The organism is Altericroceibacterium indicum (genome assembly GCF_009828105.1).
GTDB lineage: Bacteria > Pseudomonadota > Alphaproteobacteria > Sphingomonadales > Sphingomonadaceae > Altericroceibacterium > Altericroceibacterium indicum.
Genome location: NZ_WTYQ01000003.1, coordinates 193,441 through 212,182 on the forward strand (window position 1 = coordinate 193,441; position 18,742 = coordinate 212,182).

General features: G+C 55.2%; 13 protein-coding genes. 6 read left to right on the plus strand and 7 right to left on the minus strand.

Annotated elements, in window-relative coordinates; all coding sequences use genetic code 11:
* Nucleotides 1-2 precede the first annotated feature (2 nt).
* The 5 genes from GRI39_RS09360 (at nt 3) to GRI39_RS09380 (ending at nt 7,372) form a co-directional block, all read left to right on the plus strand.
* Nucleotides 3-1,028, plus strand: coding sequence for a cupin-like domain-containing protein (locus GRI39_RS09360; protein WP_343033325.1), 1,026 nt, complete (start codon nt 3-5; stop codon nt 1,026-1,028).
* Between the two features lie 253 nt (nt 1,029-1,281).
* On the plus strand, nt 1,282-2,400 hold the full coding sequence (locus GRI39_RS09365) for an alpha/beta hydrolase (protein ID WP_343033326.1): 1,119 nt from the start codon (nt 1,282-1,284) through the stop codon (nt 2,398-2,400).
* Nucleotides 2,400-3,974, plus strand: coding sequence for a glycoside hydrolase family 43 protein (locus tag GRI39_RS09370; RefSeq protein ID WP_160739445.1), 1,575 nt, complete (start codon nt 2,400-2,402; stop codon nt 3,972-3,974). Before GRI39_RS09365 ends, GRI39_RS09370 begins: the two co-directional genes overlap by 1 nt.
* Nucleotides 3,971-5,875: an NPCBM/NEW2 domain-containing protein gene (locus GRI39_RS09375; protein WP_160739446.1), complete on the plus strand. Its 1,905-nt coding sequence runs from the start codon at nt 3,971-3,973 to the stop codon at nt 5,873-5,875. The genes GRI39_RS09370 and GRI39_RS09375 overlap by 4 nt, the downstream gene beginning before the upstream one ends.
* A 78-nt stretch (nt 5,876-5,953) precedes the next feature.
* A complete protein-coding gene (locus tag GRI39_RS09380) occupies nt 5,954-7,372 on the plus strand; it encodes a sugar porter family MFS transporter (protein WP_160739447.1) in 1,419 nt (472 codons plus the stop codon).
* 77 nt (nt 7,373-7,449) lie between these two features.
* Here the strand turns inward: GRI39_RS09380 and GRI39_RS09385 are convergent, their stop codons facing one another.
* Nucleotides 7,450-8,628 carry an endo-1,4-beta-xylanase gene (locus GRI39_RS09385; protein WP_160739448.1) on the minus strand — a complete coding sequence of 393 codons (1,179 nt, stop codon included), beginning with the start codon at nt 8,626-8,628 and terminating at the stop codon, nt 7,450-7,452.
* 220 nt (nt 8,629-8,848) lie between these two features.
* Between GRI39_RS09385 and GRI39_RS09390 the strand changes: the two genes are divergently transcribed.
* Entirely contained in the window at nt 8,849-9,943 is a 1,095-nt protein-coding gene (locus GRI39_RS09390; RefSeq protein WP_160739449.1) for a LacI family DNA-binding transcriptional regulator, read from the plus strand.
* A 1-nt stretch (nt 9,944) separates the two neighbouring features.
* On the opposite strand, the gene GRI39_RS09395 is transcribed toward GRI39_RS09390, so the two are convergent.
* The 6 genes from GRI39_RS09395 to GRI39_RS09420 form a co-directional block, all read right to left on the minus strand.
* Complete coding sequence (locus GRI39_RS09395; protein WP_246205011.1) at nt 9,945-11,834, minus strand: sialate O-acetylesterase; 1,890 nt, start codon at nt 11,832-11,834, stop codon at nt 9,945-9,947.
* Entirely contained in the window at nt 11,831-12,718 is an 888-nt protein-coding gene (locus GRI39_RS09400; RefSeq protein ID WP_160739450.1) for an SMP-30/gluconolactonase/LRE family protein, read from the minus strand. The genes GRI39_RS09395 and GRI39_RS09400 overlap by 4 nt, the downstream gene beginning before the upstream one ends.
* A complete protein-coding gene (xylB, locus tag GRI39_RS09405; protein ID WP_160739451.1) occupies nt 12,709-13,485 on the minus strand; it encodes a D-xylose 1-dehydrogenase in 777 nt (258 codons plus the stop codon). Before xylB ends, GRI39_RS09400 begins: the two co-directional genes overlap by 10 nt.
* A 93-nt stretch (nt 13,486-13,578) precedes the next feature.
* Nucleotides 13,579-14,703: a fumarylacetoacetate hydrolase family protein gene (locus GRI39_RS09410; protein ID WP_160739452.1), complete on the minus strand. Its 1,125-nt coding sequence runs from the start codon at nt 14,701-14,703 to the stop codon at nt 13,579-13,581.
* 116 nt (nt 14,704-14,819) lie between these two features.
* A complete protein-coding gene (locus GRI39_RS09415; RefSeq protein ID WP_160739453.1) occupies nt 14,820-16,481 on the minus strand; it encodes a glycoside hydrolase family 43 protein in 1,662 nt (553 codons plus the stop codon).
* Nucleotides 16,482-16,531: 50 nt separating this feature from the next.
* Nucleotides 16,532-18,682 (minus strand): alpha-glucuronidase family glycosyl hydrolase, encoded by a 2,151-nt coding sequence (locus GRI39_RS09420; RefSeq protein ID WP_160739454.1) that lies wholly within the window; start codon nt 18,680-18,682, stop codon nt 16,532-16,534.
* Nucleotides 18,683-18,742: the final 60 nt, after the last annotated feature.

Genomic DNA, 18,742 nt, shown 5'->3' on the forward strand with positions numbered 1-18,742 from the left:
ACGTGCCACACTCACTGGAACCCCTCCCACAATCTGCTCATGCAGCATTGGCCGATCCTGATGCCTTCCGGGAAGGCATCATGGAATATGGCCAGCCCAAGCTCTTGCGCGGGGTGTGCAAGGAGTGGCCTGTTGTTCAGGCTGCGCAATCCGGCGCACAAAATGTGGCGGCTTACCTGCAAAGATTTGATAGTGGGGCACAAGCTCAGGCCTTTATAGGCGCGCCCGATATTCAAGGCCGCTATCATTATGGAGACAATGCGGAAGGCTTTAACTTCCGCCGAGAAACTCTGTCCCTGCCTGATGCGCTGGCGACCATTCTCCGTCTTGCTCAAGCGCCCGGAGAAGGGACAGCCTATTTAGGCTCCATCCCGACACGCGATTATTTGCCGGGGTTTGAGCAAGAAAACAGCTTGCCCTTTCTCTCCGCCAATGTGGAACCGCGTGTCTGGGTCGGGAACGCCTCCACCGCATCCTGCCATTATGACACCTTCGACAATGTGGCCTGTGTGGCAGCTGGCAAAAGGCGCTTTACGCTCTATCCGCCTGAAGCCATCGCCGATCTCTATATTGGGCCGATTGATCACACCATGGCCGGCCAGCCAATCAGCATGGCCATGGGAAGCACAATTGGCGATCCGCGTTACCCACGTTTTGAAGCCATTCGCGATGAAGCCATCATTGTTGAACTGGAACCCGGAGATGCGCTCTACCTGCCAAAGCTCTGGTGGCATCAGGTGGAAGCGACTGAACCGTTCAACCTATTAGTCAATTACTGGTGGGATGGATTCCCGCAAGGGCCGGACACCCCCTTCACCGCAATGATGCTGGCAATGACCGTTCTTGCTGAACGCCCCGCTGCTGAACGGCAAGCCTGGAGGGCCTTCTTCGATCATTACGTCTTTCGCCCAAATGGCCATCCGCTCAGCCACATGCCGGACGAAAGGCACGGCATTCTAGGTCCACTAGGCAATGGAAACCGCAAGCGTATCCGCGCGATGGTGATGCAATGGCTGAGGGGAAGTTAAACACGCAAAAGGCCCGTTTACGCCGCAAACGGCCGCTCTGAACAGATATTCCAGGAACAATTTTACTATATCCTTTACTTCACACATGCCGAAATGATAACGATACCAAAACTTATTTTCTTAGGTTTTCTTACAGAGCGGTGAGAAAATCTCCGAAATAACAATTTCTGAAAGTGAACGTTCGATTCGCGAAACCAGAAATACACGGTGTGAATGCACTCATGAACGGGTGTCATCAACAGGGAGAGTTGATATGTCAGACAAAACAAAGGGCACTATGCAGTGCATTTCATTATCGAGCGTGCGGCACTTCGGGCTGGCCTCTTTGGCAACGCTTGCACTGGGCACAGCCTCCATCGCAATGGCCCAGGTTGGAACGCAGGTTCCACCGCCGGTTGTCAATGCCGCACCGGTAAATGTGCAGAAAATTACCGTCCATTCGGCTGCGATTGAAGGCAATCTTGAAGGGGAAAGCGCGGACCGCACCGTTCTGGTCATGCTGCCGCCGGGCTACGCCAAACATCCTGAGCGGCGCTATCCTGTCGTCTACGCCCTGCACGGCTACTCCATTGGCGCTGAACAATGGGCCGGAGAAATTCATGTGCCCCAGACGATCGAAAGCGCCTTCGCCAAAGGGGCGCATGAAATGATCGTGGTCATGCCTGACAGCAAAAGCGTTCATAACGGCTCGATGTATTCAAGCTCGGTCACAACGGGGGACTTTGAAGCCTTCATTGCCCATGACCTCATCGCCTATATCGACAGCCATTACCGCACGATTGCCGACCGCCGCAGCCGTGGGCTGGTGGGGCATTCCATGGGTGGATATGGGGCAACCCGCATCGGTATGAAACATGCAGATGTGTTTGGCGCGCTTTATCTGATGAGCCCATGTTGCCTGTCTGTCCGGGCTCGCGACAGTTTCGACCCTTCGATAGAGGCAACGCTCGGTAAGCTGAAGTCCCCGCAAGAATCCTCTGGCCTGCCCTTCATTTTGCGGGGGACACTGGCGATGGCGGCGGCATGGTCTCCAGACCCTGACAACCCGCCGCTCTACCTCGATCTACCGATTAAGGATGGCAAGATTCAGGAAGATGTATTGGCAAAATGGACGGCCAATTCACCGCTGGCGTTTGTCGATCAATATATCGGTAATTTGCGGCAATATGCTGCGATTTCCATGGATGTTGGCGACAAGGACAGTTTGAAGAGCGATACAGAGAAGCTCCATAATATTCTTCAAAGCTATCACATTGCCAACCAGTTCGAGATTTACGAAGGGGATCACACAAGCCGCGTTGCCTGGCGTTTTCAGGACAATGTCCTTCCCTTCTTCAGCGAACATCTCGTCAATGAAGATGCAAGCCAGTGATGAAAGCGCTCTATTGTATGCCAGCCCTCGCGCTGGCCGCTATTGCTGTGCCTTCATCGGCGCAGGTTTGGCAGTCAGATCAGGGGAACGGTACATTCCGCAATCCAGTGCTCTATGCTGATTATCCCGATCCTGATGTCATCCGTGTGGGTGACGATTTCTTCTTTGCCACCACCACCTTCGTCAATGTGCCGGGCATAACGATCCTGCATTCGAAGGATCTGGTAAACTGGGAAATCTACAGCCATGTCATCGACCGGATCGAAGGCATGCCGCAATATGATCTGAAAGATGGCAATGCCTATCGCAAAGGGCTGTTTGCCACCAGCCTCAGGCATCACAATGGCCGCTATTATCTGGTGGTGACCCCTGTCGGGCTGAACACGCGAATCTATTACGCCGATGATCCCAAAGGCCCATGGAAATTCCATGAGCTAGACCGGGAAGCTTTTGATCCCGGCTTTTTCATCGATGATGACGGAACAGGTTATATCGCAACAGCGGTGAATTCAGACGGCACGATCACTCTTCTCACGCTCGACAAGGATTATCGTAAGGTCGTTCGTTCGCGGGAAATTCACTACATCAAGGGCGCCGAAGGGTCGAAAATCATCAAGCGTGATGGCTGGTATTATCTCTTTAATGCCATCCCACCGCGCATGGCGCTGACGGTTTCAAGAGCGCGCAGTCTGGACGGTCCGTGGGAAACACGCGAACAGATTGACGATCAGACAGGTGGCCATCAGGGTGCGCTGGTCGATCTGCCCAATGGTGACTGGTTCGGCTTTGTCATGGTCGATTCAGGCGCCATCGGCCGGATGACCAATTTCAGCCCGGTCTTCTGGCAAGATGGCTGGCCGGTTTGGGGAACACCTGATGCACCGGGCAAAGTGCCGGAAATCGCCCGAAAGCCTATTCAAGGATACGCACCTGCTCAACCTGCCAGTTCGGATGATTTCAGCCAACCGACACTTGGGCTGCAATGGCAATGGAATCATAATCCTGACAACACCCGCTGGTCACTCAGCGAAAGGCCGGGTTTCCTACGGCTTCACGCAACTCAGGCAGACAGCCTCTGGTCAGCGCGCAATACGCTGGTGCAAAAGGCACAAGGGCCTCGCAGTCGGGCCGAAGTGAAACTGGACCTCAGCCACATTTCCGCAGGTGATCGCTGCGGTTTCGGCACGTTCGGTCAACACAGCGCAACCCTCTCTGCCAATCGCACTTCAAACGGTGCACTTTTTGTGGATATGAGCGTGATAACCAGTACGCTCGAAGGGCCGGTGGAAGAACAACGCACCAAGCAGCCACTGACATCCGGCAACACGCTGTGGATGGCCGTGGATGCAGATTTCATCAATGATACGGGCGCGCTGTCTTACAGCGCTGACGGCAAGAACTGGACGCCAATCGGCGGCACATTCCCGCTTTCCTTCGCTTGGCGGACCGGCACTTTCCAGGGTGAGCAATTCGCCATTTCCTGTTTCAGCACCAATTCCCAAGGCGGTTATCTGGACGTGGATTCTTTCACGCTCATGCCTCCGCCCGCCACGACCAACGGAGTGGATGAATGAGAGCTTTCAGCAAAATACTCGTCAGCAGCGCGGCCAGTGCCGCCTTTTGCCTGCCCCTTGCAGCCCATGCCGAAGGCGACCTGGAACCTACAGGTGAATGGAGCGCCTATCAGCGTGGCAATGCCGATTTGCCGCCTATGGGCTGGAATAGCTGGAATGCCTTTACAAGCGATATCGATGAAGAAAAGCTGATCGGATCTGCCGATATTATCGTTAAGTCAGGCCTGGCCCAAAAGGGTTATCGTTACATCGATATTGATGACGGCTGGTGGCTTCACCGCCGAACATCAGATGGGCGGATGATTATTCGCACCGATAATTTCCCTTCCGCTGCCATGCCCGATGGCAGCAGCAGCTTCCGCCCCCTGACAGACAAGCTCCATGCGATGGGCCTGAAAGCAGGGATTTACTCTGACATCGGCCGCAATAGCTGCGGTCAGGTCTTCACATCCACCTTTCCTAATCAGCCCGAAGGCAGCGTGGCGGAACGCGAAGTCGGCCTTTATGGCCATATTGATCAGGATATCGCGCTCTATTTCAAAGATTGGGGCTTTGATCTCATCAAGGTCGATGCCTGCGGTATTCGCGGGCTGCCCGCCAGTGATCCCAAGGTTCAATCCGGGCAATATCGCGCCCTGAAACCGCTGATCGATGTCGATTCGCTTGGCCGCACCGACATTCCAGCCGTTCAGGATCTCTATGAACAGGTCAGAGATTCGCTGGAAAAATACAATCCTGACGATGATTTCGTCTTTTCCCTCTGCCTGTGGGGTTCTGCTGATGTGCGCTCATGGGCCAAAAATGTCGGCAATATGTCGCGCACCAGCGAAGATATTTCCCCCACCTGGAGCCGCCTGCTTTTCAATCTCGATTCCACCAGCCGGCGCGCACTTTATGCCCATCCCGGTTCGTGGAACGATCCGGACATGCTTTATCTTGGGGCAGGCGAATTTGATGCAAATCATCTCACCCAGGCGCGTTCGCATTTCGCCTTGTGGGCCATTCTCAACGCACCTTTGATGATTGGCTATGATCTGCGCAAGGCCGACCCTGAAATCATGAAAATTCTCGGCAATCAGGATATCATTGCGCTTAATCAGGACAAAGCCGGCAATCAGGCAGTGCTGGCGTTTGATTCAAGCGACGCCCAGATTTTTGTTAAAACCCTCGCCAATGGCGAAAAGGGTGTCGCCATCCTCAACCGTACCAGAGCGCCGCTGGAAGCAGTGCTGACAGCGGAACATCTCAAATTCCTGAGCAATGCTGGCATTGACCTCACCGACCTGTGGAGCGGCAAGACAATGCGTTTCGTCGGTGAACAGAAGTTTACCCTCGCCCCTCAGGAAACCCTCATATTCCGGGCCAGGGGCAAACGCATTTTGCCCGATGGAATCTATCTTTCCGAACAGCCCGGCATCATCAACCCCGCTGATGATGGAGTGGTGGTGCCAGAGCCTGAACCCGTCACCTATCGTGCGCTGACACCCTGGAATGGCACAAGGGGCACTGGCGAACATCCCCGTTATGGCGGATGGGGCGGCGCGCAGGCGGACAGTACCCCTTATGGAGAGCAATTGGCGATCGGCGGGAAACGTTACGCCACTGGCCTTGGAGTCCTTGCCAATTCAAGGCTCGAAGTTCGCAATGAGGGCTATCGCCAGTTCACCGCCGAAGTAGGAGTGGATGATTCTGCCCGCAATCGCAGCGCGCCAGTGACTTTCGAGATTTACGGAGACGGGAAATTGCTGGCAAAATCGAAACCACAGAGCTTTGGCGATGCACCACAGACACTGGAAGCGGATATCTCGGGGGCAAAAATTCTGGAGTTGGTTGCGCGAAGCCCCGCAGAAACCCTTCAGCCTGATACGGTAACATGGGGAAATGCGGCATTGCTCAAATGAGATGCTTGCTTCCAAGATCAATTACCGCTTAGGTAGCGCTATCATTAAGCTGGTCTAATAGGGCTGGGAGAGGGAAAAATGGATAAATCACAGGACGAACAGGTCCATATACCACTGGTGGCAGCAATTGTGGCTGTTGCGACGATTGGCGGCTTGTTGTTTGGATATGACAGCGGTGCCGTCAACGGAACCCAAGCCGGACTTCAACATGCTTTCAACCTGGATGAAACGGGTCTCGGCTTCACCGTCGGGTCCCTGTTGATCGGGTGTGCGGCCGGTGCCTTTCTGGCCGGACGCTTGGCTGATGCCATCGGGCGCAAACGCGTGATGATGATTTCAGCGATTATCTTCCTCTTCGGAGCGTTGATTCAAGGGTTGACCGGGGACCATACGATTTTCGTTATCGCCCGCTTTGCAGGTGGCATGTCCGTCGGTGCGGCGAGCGTCCTGTCACCTGCCTATATCTCCGAAGTCGCTCCTGCCCGTATGCGTGGACGGATGACATCGGTACAGCAGGTCATGATTATCACAGGGCTGACACTGGCCTTTGTGGTCAATTACTTCCTTGCACAAGCGGCCGGAAATTCGCTCGGGGAATTGGCCGGAAGGCCCGCATGGCGCTGGATGTATCTGGCACAGGCTGTTCCAGCAGCGATCTATCTTGTCGCCTTGTTCTTTATCCCTGAAAGCCCGCGTTACCTTGTCAGCAAGCGGCGTGAAGAAGAAGCGCACGGCGTTCTCGCGCGGATTTTCGGGGGCGACGCAGCCATGCGCAAGGTTGCAGAGATTCGCGCCAGCTTCTCGCTGGATCACCGCCCTCGGCTTTCCGACGTTATGGCCAAAGGCACCATCCTGCGCCCCATCGTCTGGGCAGGGCTGGTACTGGCCGTGTTCCAGCAATTCGTTGGGATCAATGTCATCTTCTACTATGGCGAAACGCTGTGGAAGCTGGCCGGTGTTTCGGAAGAGGCAGCGCTTCAGCGCAATATCATTTCTGGCCTTGTTTCGATCGGCGCCTGTTTCGTTGCGATCGGACTGGTTGATAAAATTGGCCGCAAGCCACTGCTTCTCATCGGTTCTGCCGGCATGGTCTTAACGCTTGGCGCGATGACCTGGGTCTTTTCCAATGGTGATTTTGATGCAGCGGGCAATCTGGTGCTCACCCCATCCAATGGCATGATCGCGCTGGTTGCCGCCAATCTCTACGTTATTTTCTTCAATGCGAGTTGGGGGCCAGTCATGTGGGTTATGCTCGGTGAGATGTTCCCGAACCAATTGCGCGGCTCTGCCCTGGCCATTTGCGGTCTTGCGCAATGGGGTGCCAATTATGCCGTGGTGCAGTCTTTCCCTGAAATGGCGAGCGGGCTGGGCCTTGGCGTGACTTACGCCTTCTACACGATCTGTGCCTTCGTCAGCTTCTTTCTGGTTCGGATGTTCATTCACGAAACGGCCGGTAAGGAACTGGAGCAGATGGAAGGTTGGACAGCCAAAGACTAATCCAGCACTCCCATCCAACAAAAAGGGCTGCCGTGTCGCTACGGCAGCCCTTTTTGGTGCATTAGCATTAAGACGATTCAAGCCATTGGCACAGCCTGTTCAAAGGCCAATGCCAGTGCTTCGCGCATAGACTTCGGCTGATAATCATCATCATAGGGGCAGCAGCGCACTTCCAACCCATCATCACGTGGGGCAAAGCCTTGCAGCCAGCTATATTTGTCCACCAGCCCCCAAGCGAGAAAATCGCCAAGTTCAGGGTAGGACAGCATCAGATCACAATAGCGCCGCGTGAAATCAGCCACCTTCTGATCGCGCAATGCAATATCTGACGGTAAGGCCTTATCCTTCACATCAAACTCAGTGACGATGAGCTTGTACCCCATACCCGTCACTTCATCGAGAAAGCGGCGCCAGCCTTTCTCCCGATACGGCCCGGTCCCCGTGGCAGGGTCGATTTCGAATATCTCGATATGAGACTGGATGCCCAGAGCATCTACCGGGGTTCCTCGTTTGCGGAAGCCTTCCAGCAAACGCAGAACATCATTGCAATGCGCCTCATGCTGCGGTTCCCAACTCATATAATCATTATAGACCAGTTGTGCCTCAGGTGCCGTCTGCCGTGCCGTATGGAAGGCCAGATCAAGCACATCTTCCCCGCTACCCATCGCCCCGGAAAGGCTAGTGGCAAGGATGCCATGCCCATCATGGTCAATGGCTTCATTCACCACATCCCAGGAATGGATCTGCCCGCCATAGCGCTTCATCACCGTCTCTATGTGATGGGTAAGCAGCCTTGCTGCTTCACTGGCAGGCTGCGCACCGAAGTCATAATTGTTCAACCATTCTGGAAACCACTTTGGCCGGTGCCAGAGAAGGGTATGGCCGCGCAATGCAATGGAATTCGCTTTCGCCCATTGCGCGATGGCATCCATTTCTGTGAAGTTGAAGCTCTGAGCATCTGGCCGAATGGCCTGCCACTTCATCTCATTTTCAGGGACAACAATCCCGCATTCATTGAGCACAAGATCAGCATAGCGCGGATTTTGCACAATAGCACCGCTGTGCCGCAAATGGCTCGATGCAATACAACTGCCAAACTTTCGCCCAGTGGACTGCGCCAATTGAGTAAGGCTTGGCGGTGGATTCAACAGATCCTTTGCACGAGCCATTGACCCCATCGTCCCAGCCAAAGCTGTTCCCCCCAACCCTGCCATCACATGGCGACGGCTCAATCCGGCTGACAAAATATCTCGCATTATCATTCCTCTCCCCCGCTTCATTGGGCCGTTTCTCAGCTTTCTTGGGTAACGGGCTATGGTTGCACTATTTGATAGCGCTACCTTTGCTTTGCAGGTTGCTTCTGTCAATCGCAACACAGGCTGAGGCGCCGGCTCTTCGCCTCCCATATAAAGCTAATGTGCACTTAGTATTCGATATGCTTGCAGAACGGCACCTCTAAGGCGTAGATTATCCGTTATGAACAAGGATAAAAGTCCGCGCAAAAAGGGCGGTCGTAGACAGTCAGGCCAACCGACAATCTCTGATGTCGCGAATTTAGCGCAATGCTCCCCCATGACGGTCAGCCGCGTTATCAATGGCGAAGACAGTGTCCGCAAATCCACGAGAGACAAAGTTCTCGTCGCTATAGAGCAGCTGAACTATTCTCCCAATCGTGCTGCGCGCAGCCTGGCAGGTGCTTCGCAAATCCGCATTGCCTTGCTCTACACTAACCCATCCGCATCTTATCTCAGCGAATTGCTGATGGGCTGTCTGGATGAAGCAAGCAAAAGCGACGTGCATCTGGTCGTCGAGCGTTGCGCTTTTGGGGAGGACGAAGAAAAGGTCGTTCGCAACCTGATTAAAAGCGGGATTGGCGGCTTCCTTTTGCCGCCACCTCTTTGCGATGAACAGCCCTTGCTGGAACTGATCGAAGAATTAGGCGGCAAGGCCATTCTGGTCGGCCCCGGTAAAGCGCAGCCGCATCAATCTGCCGTGATGATTGACGAATATCAGGCCGCCTTCGATATGACGACGCACATCATTGGCCTTGGCCATAAACGGATTGGCTTCATTATTGGAAACCCTTACCAGACTGCCAGCGGGCAACGCTTGTCAGGCTTTCTTGATGGCATGGCGGCTGCCAACCTTAGCGTACCCGAAAGCATGGTCCGGCAAGGCCTCTTCACCTATCGCTCCGGCATTGATGCCGCAATGTATCTGCTTGACCAGACCGACCGCCCGACGGCAATCTTTGCTTCCAATGATGACATGGCGGCAGCCGTGGTTTCGGTTGCGCAACGCCGCCATCTTGATGTGCCGCTTGATCTGTCCGTCTGCGGCTTTGACGATACAACTATTGCCAGCACGATCTGGCCGGAATTGACGACCATCCGCCAGCCGATTCAGGAAATGGCGCGCCATGCGCTGGAAATTCTGGCGGAACAAATGCGTTCGGCTCGAACTGGTAAGTCGAGCAAGCCGGTACACCTCAAGATCGACTATACCTTGATGCGCCGCCAATCGGATGGCGCTCCGGGGCTTGCCAGAAGCGCCATCCGCAAAGACAACTAAATCACTGGGTGACGGGCAGTTCGAACCCCGGCAGCGGTATCGCTGTGTCGTCATAAACATTGACGATCGGACTATCGGCCCAACCATAACGAATGCGCGATACCGGCTTGCCATCGCCCTTCACTAACACGCTGGTTTCATCCGGGCGCGCTTCTGCATAACGGCAGCTTGCTTCATCGGCGCCGCACATTTCGATCGATAAGATCTGATTGCCGCTCCACGTATGAAGCGCATCTTTCACGCCCGAAAAGCTTATGCGAATATCGCCATTTTCGGCCACAGCCGCTTGAGGCATGATGAGATTATCCCCCATCGCAGCGAGAGCCAGACGTTCACCCAACACTGTTTTATTGGCAGGGTGAATATCGGTGCGCTCACCCAGATCAATGGCCGTGACCAGCGCTGCATTGGAATCGGCGACCACCGCTTCACGCTGTGCTTCGCGGATTATCGCCCAGCCTGATTGCGTTGGTGCAAGCTGCGGAGGTCCATAATTGGCAAGCTGCACAACCAGCATCCGCATGTTGTTGCTAAACTGCGTCCGCCAGCCAGCGAAAAGGCCTTTCATTCGATCTGCGTAACCCGGAAGGTTTACGTCGCTTTCGCCCTGGTACCATGCGGCCCCTTTCATCGCGACATGGCCGAGCGGGGCCACCATGGCGTTATGCCTCACACCGATACCGGCATTGGCATCCCATGGGCTGCGCGGAGGTAAATCCTTTACCGGCGCCCGTGAATAGTTCCACCCGTCTGCCAATGAAATGCGATTGTTCCCAGCCGTCGTCAGTGCGAGCTTGTCACCCTTGGAGGCAAAACCACCGGAACCCCATGTGTTTGTAATCGCGACAAGAATTTCATTCTTGCCAGCTTTCAGGAATGTCGCTGGCACTGTATAATCGCGGGAATAGTCCCAGCCGAAGCTATTGCCGATGGGATGACCGTTAACCCAGGTCATGTCCACTTCATCAATAATACCAAGCGCCAGTTGAGCCGGGGATTTCGCCTGCTCTGGTGTTAAATCCACCGTCCGCCGCAGCCAAACAGTGCCAACAGGATCATCCGCAAGGCCCTGATCCCCCCAATCACCCCACATGCCAATCTGCGGCACAGGCTTCCATTTCAGTTGGCTGCTATCCGCCCAAGGCTCACTTCCATGAGCGGATTTGCGATACCAGGCCTGCCACAGCGGCGTGAAACGTTCGACCGCTTTAAGTTGGTCTTTGCCGAACAGATTGAGCATATCCATCTGCTCCTTGCCATAAAGCGGCAAGGCTTCATCCGGCGTCAGCCAAACGCGGATCTGAGATCCACCAAAACTGGCGTGAACTGCACCAATCGGAATTTTCAGCTTCTCTCTGAGGTCACGCGCCATGTGATAGCAGGCCGCCGAAAATGCACCGACATTGTCTGGCCCGGCAGCCTGCCATTGCACAGGACTGGCAAATTGCGACTGGGGATGCGGTGCAGATCCCTTGGGAATGTCAAACAATCGCAGGCCATCATCTGCCGAACGCATCACTGTACCCGGTCCATCCAATCCGCGGCTGACCGGATATTCCATATTGGACTGGCCTGAACACAGCCACACATCACCAACCAGAAGATCATCGATCCGCTGATCACCCACGGTGAGACTGACCGGCGTCATGCTCGCTTTGCGTGGACTGAACTTCAAGGTGAAGTGCCCGTCTTGTCCTGCTTTCTCCTGATGCGTTTCATCACCCAAAGTGCCGGATACCACCTCACCAGGACGGGCCGTGCCTTCCACCACAACAGGCTGCCCTTGTTGAATCACCGCATGGCTCGTCCAATAGGGTGCCAATGTGGGAGAGGCGAAAGCGGGTGTCGTTACCATGACCCCAGCGATTGACAGAAGGGCGAGTTTTTTCATTTTATCTCCACAGGCGCTATTGGAATTCCAGACACGTCACTTCGGAAGGTGAAAACAGCTCCAGCCAACGGCTGAGCGGTACGCTCATGATCTGCCAATCCCTTGCTGGCGGTTGTGACATAGGCTGTTTTGAGATCAGGCCCGCCAAAGGCCATTTTCGTGACATTCGCCGCCGGAATAGCCACCTGCCCCAACAACTGACCTTCAGGCGAATAGCGTGCGACAGCAAAGCCGTTCCACAGGCCGGTCCACAAGCAGCCTTCGCTATCGACAATGGGGCCATCAGGATAGGCATCAGGAAAATCTGCCGCGATATCGATCAAGGGCTGCCATTCACGAAGGGCACCATCACTATCGATATGAGAGCGATAAATGGCTTGGCCCAGCGTATCGGTGAAATACATCACCGTCCCGTCGGCATCAGCAGCAGGGCCGTTGGTGATGGTGATCGCATCCGGACCTGCAGGGTTCAATTCTCCCCTGTCAAAGCAGTAGAAACGGCCTGAAGCCTGTTCTTCCGCATCATCCATTGACCCGAACCACACGCGCCCGAAACGATCCACGCAGGCGTCATTCAGGCGGTTACCCTCCGGCATTCCATGAATATTATGTCGCTTGTCGAAAGTACCACTTTCGGGGTCGAAGAGGTGCAGTCCATCGCGCAGGCCCGCAAGAAGCTGTCCGCAACTGGTCGGCAAGACCCAACCCACCTGATCCGGAGCGGGATATGATGCGTTGTCACCGGTTGAGGGGTCAAATCGCCAGATCGCCGGGGCCTTAATGTCCACGAACCACAGACATTGCCGCTGCGCGTCCCAGACCGGTCCTTCCCCCAGAATCGCCTTGGCTTCGAATGCCAGCTCAACCTTGCCAATCAGCGCCACCCTGCATCCACCCAATAATTGTGGCCGGTGCAAAAGCGTGCATCATCGGAAGCAAGGAACAACGCCATCGCGGCAATGTCAGCAGGCTGGATACGGCCATTCAAACATTGCCCGTCGACAATTTCCTGCTCGCCTTCGGGAGAGTACCATTGCATCTGACGCGGGGTCTGAACATTGCCCGGAATGATGGCATTGACGCGAATGGCCTTGCGGCCCAGTTCGCGGGCCAAGCTGCGGGTGAGCCCTTCAATAGCGGCCTTGGCCGTCTGATAGATTACCAGATCGGAAAGCCCCAGATGCCAACTGATGGAGCCGAGGTTGATAATACAGCCTCCGCCCGCTTCATCCATGATTGGGGCGACAATTTTTGCAGCAAAGAACTGATGCTTGAGATTAACCGCCATGCGCTCATCCCAATAATCTGACGTCACATCCTGAACGCTATGACGATCATCATTGCCAGCATTATTGATCAGAATATCGCAGCCACCCAATGTCTTCATCAGCCGGGTCAGGCTCAATTCCAGAGCTGCGTTATTCGTAATATCGCATTGCTCGAAGACAGGTGCTGATCTTGCCCCGGACAGGCGCTCAACCAGCGCGTGAGACTCGCTTCCCTGAATGTCGATAAAGCCGACGTTAGCACCTTGTGCTGCAAAGCCTTCCACCAGACCTTCGCCAATTCCGCTCGCGCCGCCGGTGATAATCACCTTCCGGTCCAGAAGACTGGGATATTGCGCCTGTTTTGTGGATGGGGCTTGATCCATTTCAGTTACTAACATCAACTTGCCGAGATACCTTGTTAATCAATGGAACGAACCGGCAGCGGCACGCCCAAAGGCGCACCACCTGCTGGCCATTCAGATGCGCTCGCTCAGCTGGCGACGAGCCAGATTGCGAATGAACTCGCCGATGCCCATTTCCCATGCTGGCGCATCGCGGGATGTCGTCACCACATTGGAAAGCATGCCGAGCCGATGCGATGAAATGGTTACTTTATCGCCGATCTTATGGGTGAAACCAGCACCCGGCGTGTCCCGATCCTGCGTCGGCGCGAAAAGCGTGCCGCAGAATAATACGAAACCATCAGGGTAGTGGTGCTCGCTGAGCGTCTGGTTCACCAGATCGAGCGGATCACGGCTGATCTGCGTCATCATGTTGGTGCCTTCGAGACGATAATCGTCCGGCCCTTCAATCGACAAATCCACCGTGGCATTGCGCACGTCATTCATGGTGAAACTATCGTCAAATACCCGGATGAAAGGACCGATGGAGCAAGACGCCGTATTATCTTTGGCTTTTGACAGCAGCAGCGCGGAGCGCCCCTCGAAGTCTCGCAAATTCACATCATTGCCAAGCGTAGCGCCGACAGTTTCGCCCTTGGAATTGACCACCAGAACCACTTCAGGTTCAGGGTTGTTCCAACTGGAATCGGAGCGCACACCGATCAGCGCCTCCGCACCCACGGTTGAGAGCACAGGAGATTTGGTGAAGACTTCCGCATCCGGGCCGATGGCGACTTCAAGATATTGCGACCACATGCCCTGATCGATCAGCGCCTTCTTGAGTGCAGCCGCTTCCTCGCTGCCAGGAACGACCGAGCGAATGCCACTGCCGATATTTTCTTCCAGCTTGGCGCGAATATCCGCCGCATGGGCAGCATCGCCGCGCGCTCTTTCCTCAATCACACGCTCTATGGCGGAAAGTGCGAAAGTGACGCCGCAGGCCTTGATGCATTGAAGGTCAACCGGTGAGAGAAGAGTCCAGCCTTCGGGAAGCCCTTCCTCGACCGGCCCTAAACGCTCCCCTTCAGGCAAAGTCTCGCGCTCAAAGAGCCATGAGACAGTGGCGCAATTTTGCGTAAGATCGAAGAGAAAGCCATCGCGTATGGCCAAAACATGCGGGCCATCCTTCGCAAGAGCACGGCCAACGAAAACGCCGCCGCGAAAATCGGCGGGTAAAATTTCAATCAACGACACGGGCATTTGCCCCCTCTCCCATCTGATAGCGCTACCATAATGGTGCGCCGATAATTTGCAAGAAGCCTTGTAATTTTCAATGCGCGCGCCGCATCACGGCGCGCACTTCATTTCAGATTGCTTTAGTTTGAGCCACTAGCCTGAGCGTATGGCCCAACGACGAGACCTGTGAAAAGGCCAGCGTGCACTGAGGCCATATGTTCAACATCAACATTACGGGCCAAGACCTTCCATTTGCCGCCTGATACCGGGCGCCAGAGAAAGTCTGCTGAACCGCGGTCAAGCGCCATTCGCAACTCCACATCTCCTGATGTCGTCAATGGCGCAGTGGCAATCGTAACGCCAGTTTCAGGCTGATTGGCATCGCGCCGCTCACGCAAAGCAACCTCACGTTGCCTGCCCTTGCCCGTCACACCTATCGTAATGAAGTGATTTTCATTCATGAAAGCCATGAGACCCGCAAAATCGCCGTTCTGTTCAGGTTTGAAGCCCAGTGTCATGGTGACATCAGCCGCGTGATTACGCAGGCGCCGCCCAAGGAACGCAGGCTGGCCGGACACACTTCCAGGTGTTGCCGTGCTGGCAGTGAGATCAAGCCCTTGGCCGAGCTTAAACCATGGCTGCCCTTCATATGTGCGCAACCGCAACCATTCCGGAGACAGTTCCTTTTGGTCAAAAGAGTCCTTCCACTGAGACCAGTTCGCTTGCGGTGACGCAGGGAGCTTCGGCTTTTTGACGAATTCTGGCACGGCCTTGCCTGGTGCCAGAATCAATGGCCAGCCATCCTTCCATTCCACTGGCAAGAGGTAGGTTTCCCGGCCCAGAAGTGTCGATTGACCTGCAAAGGGGCGGGTCGCCAGAAAGGTGACCCATGATGTGCCATCATCCAGCGTTACCATTCCGGCGTGCCCCGTGGCTTCCACCCGGTGCGGACGATCGGGCGACAGATCACGCTGAGTCAGGATCGGGTTGATCGGCCCGGCTTCATAGGGTCCGTCCGGATTGCGGGAACGATAGACCGTCTGCGAATGATCTTCGGCAGTCCCGCCTTCGGCTGGCATCAGATAATACCACTCGCCCCTTTTATAGACGTTGGGGCCTTCCGCCCAAATGGGCTTATCTTCAGGATGCACACCGCCATCCACCAGCACTTTGCGCGGCCCAAACAGCGTGTTGCTGCCAAGGTCAAACTGCTGAATCCAGATAGCCCGGTGTCCTTCATAACGAGGTTCACCTTCCGGAGCGCCATTGTTCAATATCCATGCACGCCCTTTGTCATCGACAAAAAGCGATGGGTCGATCCCTTCAAAATCGAGCCATATAGGATCTGACCAGGGGCCTTCCGGGCGATCAGCCGTGAGCATGAAATTCCCGCCGCAACGCACGCATGTGTCCAATATTCGGAACTTGCCACCGTAATAGCTGATGGTGGGCGCATAGATGGCGTCTGTTGTCCGCATATTCGAAAAGTCGAATTGCTCCGGACGGTCGATCGCGTGGCCGATCAGACGCCAGTTCACCAGATCGGTGCTGTGGTAAATCGGGATGCCAGGGAAATAGTTAAAGGTCGAGGTCGTGAGGTAAAAATCGCGCCCCACTCTCAAAATGGAGGGATCAGGCTGGAACCCCGGCAGTACCGGGTTGCGATAGAAACCTTCCGGTGCAGGCGGTTCTTCGACACCCTTATATTCAACGCTGGCAATATGGGCGACTGGCTGCGCCAAAAGGGGCGCTGCCAAAGACAGAGCCGCCCCGGCCGCGGTAATCATAGCAAATAGCTTCATCAATTTTCCCTCTCCTGCGCGTGGGTTCAACCTCTTTGCGCACAATCTATCTATTTATGCCCGGGAGCATCCGGGAAGTTGAGCGCTTCGTACCATTGAAGATCATGCGGCGGTGCAGTTGCGCCGGCAGGCAGGTCGCATTCGCAGCGTGACGCAAAATAGCTGACCGACGCATCACGCCACCATTGGGCTTCACGCGCTTGCACTTTCAGGTCATCCGCCACATCCTGATAGCGTTGCGCATCAACATAAGGGGCCAACGCCGCCCATTCGCGCTGCATCTCATGCGTTTTGGCAACGCCCCGATCATAGCGAGCCACAAGTTCTTCCCACACGGTCCGGCCCGATTGCGTGCGAAAATTCCATGGAAGGTGCTGGAACCACAAGAGATAATCCTCATCCATCGTGTGAGGATCGCTCCACCCGCTTGCCACAGATGGCGCATATTGGCCTAGGGCGTCACTGCCATTTTTGGTACGATCAAAGCCGATGCCGCTTTTGTCAGCCCGGTTATAATAGGCCGGATTCCACTCAGGCCGCTCCAGATCATTGACCCATGGGCCTGGCCCATAATGGTGCCCGGTGGCCATCTGATGCGCCAATCCCAACGGCGTCATGTAATCGACAACAGCTTGCCGACTGTCATGCATCATCTTCACGGTCACGTTCAAAAACTGCGGGTTTCTGCTGAATGTCTGGGCAGCCCATTCTCTGGCAATGGCGTCGGCGCTCAACGATGTATCCCAGGCAAGCCTTCCAAACGCATACCAGTTCGCCTGATCAAAATGGCTGCCCGACCAGTTCCGGTCGGACCCGATGTTGGACACACCAGCCATTCCGCCCGAAACAATCGTATCGGCAACCGTCAGATGGCCGTTTTTCCCATGCCCGGTGTTAGCGTCGAGCACTTCGGTCCACATCGTGCCAAGATAGGCAAGATGGGTTGCAAACCCGAGATATTCCTTGGTCTGCTGCACTTCCAGCATCATTCTCGTGTGAGGCATCGCACCAAACAGCGGGTGAAATGGCTCGCGTGGCTGGAAGTCGAGCGGGCCATTCTTCACCTGCAAGATGACATTGTCAGCAAACTTCCCATCAAGCGGTTTGAACTCTTCATAAGCAAGCTTGACACGGTCCGTTTCTGCGCTGCTTTGATAGACAAAGGCTCGCCAGATCACCGTGCCGCGATCGCCAATTGCTGTGGCCAACATATTCGCGCCATCAGCATGAGTGCGGCCGTAATCCTGCGGCCCGGGCTGCCCTTCTGAATTGGCTTTGACCAGAAAACCGCCGAAATCGGGGATGGCAGCGTAAATTTCATCCGCCTTGCTTTTCCACCATGCGGCGACTTTGGGGTCGAGCGGATCAGCACTATCCAGCCCGCCCAATTCCCGTGGGGATGAGAAGCGGACCGAGAGATAAACACGGATACCATAGGGGCGGAATGCATCCGCAAGCCGCTGTAATTTGGCGATATAGCGCGGCGTCAGCATGATCGGGCTGGCATTCACATTATTGACGACCGTGCCGTTAATTCCAATCGATGCGTTGGCCCGCGCGTAGTCAATCATGCGGGGATCGAGATGGTCGGGCAGATGCCACCAGTCGAAGATCGATTCTCCCGAATAGCCGCGCTCCACCCCCCGATCAGGATTGTCCCAATGGTTCAGCAAACGCAGCGGGAGAGCCGGAATTGCAAGCTGGTCGAGCTTTTGATTTGCACTATCTGTCTGGAGGTGACGCAGTAGGCCGAAACTGCCGTAAAGAAGGCCGATATCATCATTGGCGGCAATCAGAATACGCCCATCCGCCATTGTCGCCAGCCGGTAGGAACCGGCCATCTGACCGCGCAAACCCTCAGAAAATTGCGCTTCCTTTCCGGAAAGCTGATCGGTTCGCGCCAGAAGGATGGTCGGCTTTTGCGATTCGCAGCGGAAAAGCGAAGCCAGCCCACGATGCAGCTCTGCCACCGCAATATCGACGGTCGCACTGCGCTGCGCCTGCAATTGCACGCCTTGTGCAACAGGACCAGAAAGGTCCACAGCAGGATCACAAAGTGACTGAGAAGCGCCAGAAAGCGGCTGATAGCGCAGCCACAAATCATAGCCATCTTCTGCCTGCGCGCTTGCTGAAAACGCACAGAGCGCGAGCCCCGCCAACGCGATTTGCGCGGCCAATTCAGATAATTTTCTCCCAATCATTTTGGTAGCGCTATCAAATATTGCCTTCCAGTCAAGCCAACGCTTGCTCTTGGGGGTAAA